A 10,724-nucleotide genomic window follows, 5' to 3' on the forward strand; every position below is an offset into this window, starting at 1 on the left:
TCCCAGGTGATCATGCCGTATCGCCGGTTCGGTAGCGCGGGCTTCAGAAGGGGGCGGAATGGTGACGCTGGTGCTGTTAGTGGTGGCTGTTGCGGCGGTGGCCGCGGTGGTCGTGGGTCTGGTGCGTGCGGGGCGGCGTGAGGCGCGTGCCGAGCGGATACGTCGGCAGGAGGAGGAACGCCGGGAGGCGCGCCGGTCGTTGGAGGCGGTGTGGAAGATGAACGGCCGGCAGTTCGAGGAGTATGTGGCGGAGCTGTGCCGCAGGGACGGCTGCACGCAGGTGCGGCAGGTCGGCGGCGCCGGTGACCTGGGCGCGGATGTCATCGGCTACCTGCCCGACGGCAGAAAACTCGTCATCCAGTGCAAGCGTTACGCCAAGCACCGCTCGGTCGGCAGCCGCGACTTGCAGACCTTCAACGGCACCGCCCGCGACGAACACGGCGCCGATATCCCCGTCTTCGTCGCCTCCTGCGTCTTCACCCAACAGGCACGCGCCTTCGCCGCCAGGCGCCAACTGGTGCTCATCGACGTCAACCTGCTCGGTTTCTGGAACGGCGGCACGCCCCTGACCGCCTTCTTGAATCTCGACATCGGACGGTCGGGCAACCACCGCAAGATCGCTCCCGACGACTGAGCTGCATCTGGGCGGGCGGACGCCCCTGCCGCTCTCCTCGGCCGGTACGAGCGAACGCGCTCAGCCCGTCATGTCGTACTCCTCGACGTCCAGGACGGCTCCGGTGACGGCGAGGAACTCCCGCACCTTCTGGTCCAACGACCACCCGAGGCGGTTGGGCTGCTCCGCACTCGATTGCTCGTCATCGTCGACATCTCCCGCGCGGACATGCGCTCACTGGACAGAGCGAAGTAAACGTACTGTTCAAGAAGTATTTTCGAGAGCCTACCCTTGTGCGACTTCCGGCCTGAAGGAATTCCGATAGGAGTTCTACTGGAGTGGCTGGCGGGTTTCCGGGGCGGAGATATCTTCACCGCTTTGGCGAATCCGGTAGTGCGGCTCTGCGGAACTGCGGCATCGTCGTCTCCGGCGCCTTGTGCACGAAGGTCTGGTGCACGGGCGCGTCCGGGCGTGGTCGAAACGGCGGGAAGGTTGCCCATGGGCGAGCGGGAGACGTGGACGACGGAGGAGTTCGGGACCTCGCACGAAGGTGCGGTCGGTGTGTTGCTGGCCGACGGGACCGTACCGGGCCCGGTCTACTTCGATAGCGGTTCCGGTGCGGGCGGACCGAGCGTTTCACAATGGAACGTCTATGACGGCCGCTTCACACGCGTACCGCGGGCGGCCGCGCTGCGCGCGGTGTGTTCCTGCGGCTGGACCGGCGAAGAGCACGCGCTGGACTGGGACGAGATCGGCGAACAGAAGCTGGCCGAGGCGGGCGCGGACGCGGCGGACGCATGCATGCAGGACTGGGACGGGCACACCGAAGAGGTGGAAAGGTCGGCCATCCCTTTGCCGGAGACGGTCACCACTTTGCTGACCCGGCTGGGGGAGGAGATCGAGCAACTGGCGAAATCCTCGCCGCTGGCGGCTCTGCGGGCAGCCCGCCTGTTGGAGGTGACCGCCGTACAGGCCGGGTACTGGCCGGCCCACGATGCCAGGCGGGACACGAGCCCCGAGCAGGCCGCCGCTGCGCTGGGGCTGAATGAGGACGAGGCGCGGAGGCTGATGGCCCGCTTCGGCCGCTGGAGTCCGTATCGCTGAGCGATTGCTTGGGGTATAGGCGGTGGACGTGCAGGCGGGCTGAGCATGCCGGTCGACGCCGCCAACAACGCCCTCGGCGCCTCCCCTTCGCTACCGGTGCGGCGCCGTCCGTATCCATAGCGCTTCATCGTCTCTCCCGGTCGTGCCCGCGGCGTCACCGTTGACAGGCGTAGCTAACACCATTAGCTTTTGGCTAACGTGTTTAGCCGCGCCAGGGGGATGCCATGACCAACTACTTTGCCGTCGACGGCGGCACCATCGCTTACGAGGTGGCCGGAACCGGCCCGCTGATCGTGCTCGCGCACGGCATGGGAGACAGCCGTGCCGCGTATCGTGCCGTGATCCCACCGCTGGTGGCCGCGGGCTACCGGGTCGCCGCGGTCGATCTGCGCGGCTGCGGTCAGTCCAGCGTGGGGTGGCCGGACTGGAGCCGTACCGCCATCGCCGGTGACCTGCTGGCCGTGATCCGTCACCTGGGAGGCCCGGCCGTGGTCGTCGGCCACTCGATCTCGGGCGGCGCCGCCACCATCGCCGCGGCGCGAGAGCCCGCGCTGGTCAGCGCGGTCGTCGAGCTGGCGCCGTTCACCCGCAAGCAGTCGATCCGCCTCGGTGACCTACGGGTCAGGCGCTTTCGGCGGGGCATGTTGCGGTTGCTGGGCGCGGGTGTGCTCGGCAGCGTGCCGCTCTGGCGCTCGTACCTCGATGTGGCGTACCCCGACGTCAAGCCGGCCGACTGGGCGGAGCGGCTCGGCCGTATCGACGCTCTGCTGCGTGAGCCCGGCCGGATGAAGGCTCTCCAGGGGATGGGCCGCAGCGCCCCGACCGACGCCGGCGCGCAGCTCGGCAACGTTCGCTGCCCGGTCCTGGTCGTGATGGGCGCGCTCGACCCCGACTGGGCCGACCCGTACGCCGAGGGCTCCGCGATCATCGAGGACCTGCCGCCCGGTCTCGGTCGCCTGGAGATGATCGAGGGTGCGGGGCACTACCCGCACGACCAGTTCCCCGACAAGGTGGTTTCGCTCATGCTCGCTTTTCTCCGGTCGGAGGCCGTTCGTGCCTAGGGTCGGCCTGGATTCTGCGGCCGTGGTCGCGGCCGGTGCGGCCCTCGCCGACGAGGTGGGCCTCGGCAATCTGACGATGGGGCTGCTGGCCGAGCGGGTGGGCGTACGTACCCCCTCTCTGTACAAGCACGTGGGCGGCCAGGAAGACCTCAACCGGCGTATCGCGGCACTGGCGTTGAGCGAGGCCGCCGACGCCGTCGGCGGCGCGGTCCAGGGGTACGCGGGCCGCGATGCCCTCGCAGCCGCGGCACGCGCCTTCCGCGCCTTCGTCCTGGAGCACCCCGGCCGGTACGCCGCGACGATCGGCGTGGAACCGTCCGGCCCCGAGGATCCGTTGGCCACCGCAGGCCAGCGGCTGCTCGACGCGTTCATGGCGGTGCTGCGCGGCTATGAGATCGCGGCGTCCGACGTGGACCACGCCCTGCGTATGCTCCGCAGCCTCTGCCACGGCTTCGCTACGTTGCAGGCAGGCAATGGATTTCAGTGGAGCGCCGATATCGATGACAGTTTTGAATGGATGATCGCGTTTGCTGATCGGGGGCTGCGCGCTATGTGAGCGGGTTGCTGTGGGCGGCTCCTGGGGGCACAGCGAAGTGGTATCTCCCTACGGCTCCACCGCACGCACCCGTGCCGTCCCGCCGGCGCGCCCGTGCCCGCTTCGCCCCCGGCTACCCGGCCAAGGGCGTGTCCGTCAGGTCGTCTTGCCGGGTGATCATCCTTGGGGGTTATGGACCTCCGCCGCTCGGCTGAGCGGTGCTGCCTCGTTGGAAGGATGTGCCGGCAAGAGCTGTTGGCAAGCATGGAGCGGTGACTGAGCAAGGGAACTTCGCACCAGCTTCCGCTATCGGATCCCCGTCGTTGGACGTGCCGCGCTGGGCGCGGATCGCGGCGCACACTGTCCCGTTCACCATTCTGCCCTCGGGGCTGTGGCGGATGGGCGTGATGCTGGCCGTGCCGGGCTTCGGCACGGCCGAGGCGCGGGAGCATGGTGCTGGGCTCGATCTGTATCTGATGGTGCTCTTCGTGGTCTCCGAGGGGCTCGGGTTGCTCACCTTGGGGCTGGTCCAGCCGTGGGGGGAGGTGGTGCCGCGATGGATCCCGTTGCTGGGCGGACGCCCGGTGCGCCCGCTCGCCGCAGTGGTCCCGGCCGTGCTGGGTGCCCTCGCGTCGATGGGCGTCGTGTACTACTTCTTCCTCAGCATCCTCTTCGGCGGGTTTCCTCCCGGCCACACGGTGACCGAAGAAGCCGTCCTGACGGCGTGCTATCTGCCATTGCTCGCCTGGGGGCCGCTGCTGGGGCTGGTGACCTACGCCTACTACCGGCGCCGCACCGGCCGGTGAGAGCCCGACGGGTCACGGGCGGAGCCAGCGGCGAAGTGCGGCGACCGTGACGGTGCCGTGGCAGACGTAGGCCCTCTTGTTGTGACGCGTGGCCACGGTTCGGGAGCCCCCGATCCGGTTGATGGTGCGCTCGACCTCGTTTGGGCGGGCATGTTGAGCGTGATTGAAGTCGGTGGATCTGCCGCCCTTGCTATCGCGGTTTCTGCGGTGGGTCCGTTGGTCGCGGCGCTCGGGGATAGTGGGTTTGATGTGCCGACGCCGCAGGCAGCGATGGTTGCGGCGGGAGCCGTATGCTTTGCCGCCGCTCAGATGGCCGGGGCTGGTCCGCGGACGGCCGCCTGCGGGGCGGGGCACGCGGACTCGGTCCAGGACCGGGATCATACGTGGGGCGTCGCCCGACTGGCCGGGCGTGACGAGCAGGGCCGGCGGCCGCAGTCCGCCTTCGCCAGCGAGACGGATCTTTGTGGTCAGTCCGCCGCGTGAGCGGCCGAGACCCTCATCCGGGCGGTGCTGCGCAGACCGGATGCGTGTACCGGGATTCCGCGGCGCTTTCCTGCGGGCGCCGGCGGCGTGCTGCTGGGCTCGGCAGACGGTGGAGTCCACGCTGACCATCAACCAGTCAATGCGGCCCTCCGCGTCGGCATCCGCCTGCACGGCTCGGAGCATGCGCTCCCAAGTGCCGTCTGCTGACCACCGCCGATGCCTTTCGTACACGGTCTCCCAACTCCCGAACCGGGTCGGCAAGTCTCGCCACGGAATCCCGGTCCGCAGCCGGAAGAGGATTCCGTCGACGACTCGGCGGTGACTCTTCCACCGCCTGCCCCGTCCCACATTCCGCGGCAAATGTGGCTCAAGACGAGCCCACTCCGCGTCCGTGAGTTCCCCGCCCCACCATGACCGGAACGATCCACCCTGGATCCGTTACCGACCTGCCGGACACGCGCTAGCCGCCGGCGCCGTACCCCCGAAGCAGCCCGCCCAGGATGTCGGTCAGCCGGGGGGCTACGTCGACGACGGCGTGGGCGAGGTCCGGGTCCGACTCGTACAGGCGGCGGAGTTCGGTGCCCGGGGCGGCCATTTGCCACAGCGCTCCGGCCATCGACGTAGCCGTGGCGACGACGTTGCCGGCCTGGGCCGGGCTCAGCGTGACCACCTGACGCAGTGCTTCGCCCACGGCCGTGACCTCGGCGATCGCGGTCAGCTTGAAGGCCCGTACGCTCTCCAGCGAGACGTTGCGCTCCAGATTCATCGGCGTGTGCGCGAGCAGGTCGCAGAACAGGGGCCGCGCCACCAGCGACTCGGCCAGCAGGGCGGCGACCGCGTGCGGGCGAGGCTCGTGACCCACGCCCATGCCCTCCGCGGCGCTCGCCGGGCCCTCGTCGTCCGCGCCGGGTGCCGCGTCGGCGAGTTGCGTGCGTACCGCCTGCGACCACTCCACCCACCCGGCGGCAGCCAGGCGCAGAAAAATCTCTTCGCGGGTCTCGAAGTAGCGCAGCATCGCCGACTTGTGCATGCCGACCTCGGTGGCGATGTTGGTCAAGGTCACCGACCGGATGCCGTTCGCCGTGGCCAGACGGGTGGCCGCGGCGAGGATCGTGGCCTCGCGGGCGCGCTTGGCCTCGGGGCTCCGGGCTCTCGTGGACTGACTGCGGCTGGCCATACGGGCATTCTAACGCAACCAGGTTGCACTATTAACGCAACCGTGTTTTGCTATCGCCATGGCAACCCAGACGTGGTTCATCACCGGTTCGTCCCGCGGCTTCGGCCGCTCCCTCGCAGTCGCCGCCCTCGAGGCGGGCGACCAGGTCGTCGCCACCGCCCGCAAGCCGGAGCAACTCGCCGACCTGGTCGAGCGGTTCGGCGACAAGATCCTGCCGGTCGCGCTCGACGTGACCGACGCCGCGGCGGCCACGGCCGCGCTCGACGCCGCCCGTCACCGATTCGGCCGCATCGATGTGATCGTCAACAACGCCGGCTACGCGAACGTCGCCCCGGTCGAAACGGCCCCGGAGGACGACTTCCGCCGCCAGTTCGAGACGAACTTCTGGGGCGTGTACAACGTCTCCAAGGCGGCCCTGCCCCTGCTGAAGGCGCAGGGCGGCGGCATCGTCGTCCAGTTCTCCTCCATCGGCGGCCGGGTGGGTGGCAGCGCCGGCCTGGGCTCCTACCAGGCGGCCAAGTTCGCGATCGACGGCCTCACCCGCGTACTCACCACCGAGACCGCGCCGTTCGGCATCCGTTACCTGGTCGTCGAGCCCAGCGGTTTCGCCACCGACTGGGCCGGTGCCTCCATGGACATCCAGGACGTCCCGCCGGAGTACGAGGCGACCGTCGGCGCCTTCACCGACCGGGCCCGCGGCAGCCGGACCGCCGGCGACCCGGACCGTGCCGCCGAAATCCTCGTCCGCGTGGTCAAGCGCGACCACCTCCCCACCCACCTGCTCCTGGGCGAGACCGCGGCCAGGATGGCACTCGACTACTCGCGGCAGCAGATCGCCGAAGCCGAGGCCTGGCAGGCCGTTTCCGTCTCCGCCGACTTCGGCGCGGAGTATCCCGTCGGGCTGCCGGCGGACGCCGCGTAGGCCGGAGGTCGACTGAGCGGCCGTCTCTCTCGTGGCGGGGGGGTGCGCTGCCCGGGGGTGGGTGAGAACAAGCCAAGTCCTTTCGGCGTATGGCCGGGGCTCTCGCCGCATGCGACGCTTGAACGATAAATCAATGCGTCTCCGGTGAGCCGGCCGCCGACGTGTGGCCGCGCGTCGGAAGGACCTCACATGAGCATTGCCCTCGTGCGGAACCCGGGGGACGGGCCGGATTTCCGCTACTACAAGAGCGTGATCGAGCAGGTCGTGACCAGTGCCGAGACGCATGGAGCGGTCACCGTCATGCGTCTCACCGTGGGGCGCGGGGACGCACCGCCCCTGCACACCCACAGCCGGGAGGACGAGAGCTGGGTGGTCCTGGCAGGCCGCGTCCGGTTCTGGGTCGGCTCGGCCTCGCTCGCCGAGTGCGATGTACGTGACGCCGAGCCGGGCGCCTACGTCTACGGGCCCAGGCTGGTCCCTCACACGTTCCAGGCCGTCACGCCGACCGCGGAGGTTCTCGTCATCAACAATCCCGGCGCCATTGAGGGTTACTTCCATTCGATCGGCCCCGCCGATGCGCGCAGCGACGCGGAGCACGTCGACATTCTGGGGCGGTACGGAGTGGTGCTTCACGACGCTCCGCCACCTCCTGCGTAGACGAAGCAGGTGTAGGCGAAACGGGCGTACGGGCGCATGCCGAAACGGGCGTACGGGCGTACGTCGCAGGGCTCGTGACGGGCCGGGTGGGGATTAATGCGGTCGCGTCATGTCAAAGGCGGGATGCCCGGTGTACTTCCTCGGGGAAGTCGCACCGGGTTTCCTGCCGCAGAATTCCGCCTCCATGACGTCCTGGTAATTCTGTGCCGTCTGCTGAGTAAGCCAGTCGCCATTGATGTTGAAGACGAGCACATGTCCTGGGCGAGAGCGCCCACGCCGGGCAGACCGGCCTTCGTCACCAGCCGGTCCAGGGCCTCTTGCGTCAACTGGTGTCGGGCGGGTGGTGGCCGTCTCCCGCGGCCTGCGCCGGTCCCGCCAGGGCGGCACGCCAAGGGCGAGGGACGCCGCCATAGTTGCGTACGCACGGAAACGGGCGCGGACGCGACGCGCGCCGGTTCGGACGGTGCGGCCGTGCATACGCAATCCCCCCACTGCGCGCGGCACTCGGCGAAAGCGTCGCCCCTCCCGCCGCGCGGGCCGCGTGCGACTCGGTGCGCAATAGTCGGCCGAGCCTAATCGCCGCCCGGGCAAGTGTCGTGTGTGGCCGGCAGTTTCCCGGCCGCGCCCCGACTGGCAGACTCCTCGATCGTGGCGAACAGCGGACTATGGGTCGGCGTCCTCACGGCATTGACCGCACTCGGGGCCAGCTACATCACCGCGCGGGCAACCTCGCGCGCGGCGCTGGCCCAAGCTCGGACGACGACAATGGCGGAGGCCCTTCGCGAGCAGCGCGACCGACGGCGGTCCACGTACCGGGAGATGATGCGATGCGCACACGCCTTCTCCGAGGTCACCTGGCAGATCGACGATGTCGACGCGGCGCGTGACCGCGGCAGCAAGGACCGGCTCCTGACCGAGATGTACGAACGTATCGGCCCGGCCATCGGGAACATGAACAAGGCGACCCACGAGGTCCGGCTCGACGGCCCGGCCGAGGTTTCCGAAGCGGCGGAGCAGGTACGGCAGATGGCGCGACGCGTACAGCCGCTGCTCAAAGCACTCATCGGTGCGGAGAATCCCGAGCCGAGAAACGCATACGACGCCGCGTACCTGGAATTCCGCGATGCCTACGTCACGTTCATCGGTCAGGCGAGACAGGCGCTGGAGGTCAAGGACGAAGGGTAGTGGGACTCAAGCGGTCCCATCGGCCGCCGTAATATGCCACCTCACCTCCATTCCCGGCGTCAGCCGCGCCGTCGGAAGTCCAGCATGCAGAAGACTTTGTCATAGCGGTGTTCGCCAACGGCGACGAAGCCGGGCAGTCTGCCGTATTCGGTGAAACCCAGTGACCGGTAGAGATGCAGGGCGCTGTGATTGTCGCCGCGGGCGTCCAGGGTGAGGACCTCGATACCCGCCCGCCGGGCATCACCGATCAAGGCAGCGGTCAGCGCGCGACCGACACCACGCCCGTGCGCGGAGGCGGCCACCGCGACCTTCTCCAGGTCGGCGTGCGGCCGGTGGGTCGGGCGTGCGTAGCGCAGCCAGTAACCGAGCCCGACGAGCCGACGGTCGAGGTAGGCGGCGCGTAGTGCCCCGTCTCCCTCCTGCACCGCACGAAAGACATCGCGGAAGAGATTCTCCACCTCGTGAGGTGAAGGCGGTTCGACCCAGCCGAGCGCAGCGCCTCCGCGAACCAGGTCTGCCAGAATCCGATGGGCCGACTCCGCGAACCTCCCTCCAAGGCCCGGATCGGACATCAGCTCCATCGCGTCCAGGACGACCGGCTCCGCGGCCCCCTCGCTGGTCATGACCGTACCCATGATCGCAAGCCTACCCAGCCGCCCATGCTCCGGCCGAGCACCAATACGGACTGTCTACCGCAACCTACTGCTCCTACGGAGAGTTCGCCTGGCGATAACCGCGCCTCGATAGTCTGCGCGGCATGGTCAACTCATACGAAAGTTCCGACGATGCCGCAGTCGCGATAGCCGGGGCGCGTGCCGGCGCGGACGTGGTCCGCGCCATGTACGGCCGTTGGCTCAACCGTATCGACAAGGGCGCGGGGGATTTTGCCACCACCGCAGATGTGGAGGCCGAGAAGGCCATTCTCGGCGTCATCCGTGCCGCACGGCCCGATGACGCGATCCTCGGGGAGGAAGGCGGGCAGCAGGGCGCCGCCGACGCTGTGCGTCAGTGGTTGGTGGACCCCCTGTGTGGCACGCTGAATTACGCCGTCGGCAACATGCTGGTGGCCGTCAACGTGGCGCTGCGTGATGGGGCAGCGGCGGTGGCCGATCCGTTCAGTGGCGAGGTCTTCTTCACCGACGGAAAGACTGCTTGCGTGCGGCGTGACGGGACTGGTGACGCACTGCTTACGCCCACGCCCGCTTCCCGACTGGTGGATGTCAACCTGGATCCGCCTTTTCCGAGCGCGCCCGAATTCCGGGCCGTGAATCTACTGACCCACCCCGGGTTCATCGAACATTTCCGACCGCGCGTCGTATCCACGACGCTGGCGCTGGCCTGGGTCGCTGCCGGCAAGCGTGCCGCGTACGTCACCGACGGCGGCAATCTGTCCGAGAGCGTGCATTTCGCGGCCGGGATCGCTGTGTGCCGGGCCGCCGACTGCGTTGTCACCGGCATCGACGGTGCCCCGATCGGTGAGGCGGGCCGTGGGCTCGTCGTCGCGGCCGACGACGAGACCCATGGGCTGCTGATGTCGATGATGCGCAGATGCCGCTGAAGCTGAAGCTGTTGGCTGGTGTGGTGCTGGGGTAATTCCGTTGTGGTCTCGGGGATACGTACATAAAGTCACCGTCATGTCTTTGCGTCCTCGAATGCATCAAGCCCTGCGGGAAGCCATGAGCGCCCGTGACAAGACCGCAGTGAGCGCCCTGCGCTCAACGCTTGCCGCACTGGACAATGCCGAGGCGGTGCCTGCGGATGCCTCCGAGACGCGCGGCCTGGCCATTGAGCAGTTGCCGGTCGGGGCCGGTGCCACCGAAGTGGCGCGACGAGAGCTCAGCGAAAGCCATGTCATTGACATCGTGCGGTCGGAGGCCGATGAACGACTCGCGGCGGCAGCTCAATTGACGGCTCCCGCGCATGCCGCTCGGGCGGCGCGGCTGCGCGAGGAGGCCGCCGTACTGCTTCGGCTCCTCGACGAAGCCGACGCCGCATAGCACTCCCGCTTTGTACTTCAGCCCGGCGAAGCCAGCGGGGAGGGGAGCTGGGCCAGGTCAGCCGATGGGGTTGACGAAGGTGACCGGGTGGGTGGCGCCGTCCTGGTGGACGAGCGGGCCCCAGGGCCACTTCAGCGTCAGGGCGGTGGTCTCGTTGGGCGGGGTGACGGCCACGGTCCGCGGC

At 68.8% G+C, this 10,724-nt stretch carries 13 protein-coding genes; 10 read left to right on the plus strand and 3 right to left on the minus strand.

What is annotated here, in order from left to right:
- The first annotated feature begins 58 nt into the window (after nt 1-58).
- The 5 genes from ADK86_RS03565 (at nt 59) to ADK86_RS03585 (ending at nt 4,119) form a co-directional block, all read left to right on the plus strand.
- On the plus strand, nt 59-634 hold the full coding sequence (locus ADK86_RS03565) for a restriction endonuclease (protein WP_053695236.1): 576 nt from the start codon (nt 59-61) through the stop codon (nt 632-634).
- Nucleotides 635-1,111: 477 nt separating this feature from the next.
- A complete protein-coding gene (locus ADK86_RS03570) occupies nt 1,112-1,717 on the plus strand; it encodes a hypothetical protein (protein ID WP_053695237.1) in 606 nt (201 codons plus the stop codon).
- A gap of 224 nt (nt 1,718-1,941) precedes the next feature.
- Entirely contained in the window at nt 1,942-2,778 is an 837-nt protein-coding gene (locus ADK86_RS03575; protein ID WP_053695238.1) for an alpha/beta fold hydrolase, read from the plus strand.
- A gap of 22 nt (nt 2,779-2,800) precedes the next feature.
- Nucleotides 2,801-3,334 (plus strand): TetR/AcrR family transcriptional regulator, encoded by a 534-nt coding sequence (locus tag ADK86_RS03580; protein ID WP_053695247.1) that lies wholly within the window; start codon nt 2,801-2,803, stop codon nt 3,332-3,334.
- 308 nt (nt 3,335-3,642) lie between these two features.
- Complete coding sequence (locus ADK86_RS03585) at nt 3,643-4,119, plus strand: hypothetical protein (protein WP_234345678.1); 477 nt, start codon at nt 3,643-3,645, stop codon at nt 4,117-4,119.
- Nucleotides 4,120-4,131: 12 nt separating this feature from the next.
- On the opposite strand, the gene ADK86_RS40435 is transcribed toward ADK86_RS03585, so the two are convergent.
- Complete coding sequence (locus tag ADK86_RS40435; RefSeq protein WP_078951763.1) at nt 4,132-5,037, minus strand: IS5 family transposase; 906 nt, start codon at nt 5,035-5,037, stop codon at nt 4,132-4,134.
- 25 nt (nt 5,038-5,062) lie between these two features.
- Nucleotides 5,063-5,779, minus strand: a complete 717-nt coding sequence (locus ADK86_RS03595; RefSeq protein WP_053695241.1) for a TetR family transcriptional regulator — start codon at nt 5,777-5,779, stop codon at nt 5,063-5,065.
- A gap of 58 nt (nt 5,780-5,837) precedes the next feature.
- On the opposite strand from ADK86_RS03595, the gene ADK86_RS03600 reads away from it, so the two are divergent.
- From ADK86_RS03600 to ADK86_RS03610, 3 genes are all read left to right on the plus strand, one after another.
- Nucleotides 5,838-6,701, plus strand: a complete 864-nt coding sequence (locus ADK86_RS03600; RefSeq protein WP_053695242.1) for an SDR family NAD(P)-dependent oxidoreductase — start codon at nt 5,838-5,840, stop codon at nt 6,699-6,701.
- A 189-nt stretch (nt 6,702-6,890) separates the two neighbouring features.
- Entirely contained in the window at nt 6,891-7,358 is a 468-nt protein-coding gene (locus tag ADK86_RS03605) for a cupin domain-containing protein (RefSeq protein WP_053695243.1), read from the plus strand.
- A gap of 648 nt (nt 7,359-8,006) precedes the next feature.
- Nucleotides 8,007-8,543, plus strand: coding sequence for a hypothetical protein (locus tag ADK86_RS03610; RefSeq protein ID WP_053695248.1), 537 nt, complete (start codon nt 8,007-8,009; stop codon nt 8,541-8,543).
- A gap of 59 nt (nt 8,544-8,602) precedes the next feature.
- Here the strand turns inward: ADK86_RS03610 and ADK86_RS03615 are convergent, their stop codons facing one another.
- A complete protein-coding gene (locus ADK86_RS03615; protein ID WP_234345677.1) occupies nt 8,603-9,178 on the minus strand; it encodes a GNAT family N-acetyltransferase in 576 nt (191 codons plus the stop codon).
- Nucleotides 9,179-9,300: 122 nt separating this feature from the next.
- On the opposite strand from ADK86_RS03615, the gene ADK86_RS03620 reads away from it, so the two are divergent.
- Nucleotides 9,301-10,101: an inositol monophosphatase family protein gene (locus ADK86_RS03620; protein ID WP_053695244.1), complete on the plus strand. Its 801-nt coding sequence runs from the start codon at nt 9,301-9,303 to the stop codon at nt 10,099-10,101.
- A gap of 118 nt (nt 10,102-10,219) precedes the next feature.
- The gene (locus tag ADK86_RS40445; RefSeq protein WP_078951766.1) at nt 10,220-10,540 is read left to right on the plus strand and encodes a hypothetical protein; all 321 of its coding nucleotides are present in this window, start codon (nt 10,220-10,222) and stop codon (nt 10,538-10,540) included.
- The last annotated feature ends 184 nt before the right edge of the window (nt 10,541-10,724 follow it).

Source organism: Streptomyces sp. NRRL F-5755, from assembly GCF_001279365.1.
In the GTDB taxonomy this organism is placed as follows: Bacteria; Actinomycetota; Actinomycetes; order Streptomycetales; family Streptomycetaceae; genus Streptomyces; species Streptomyces rimosus.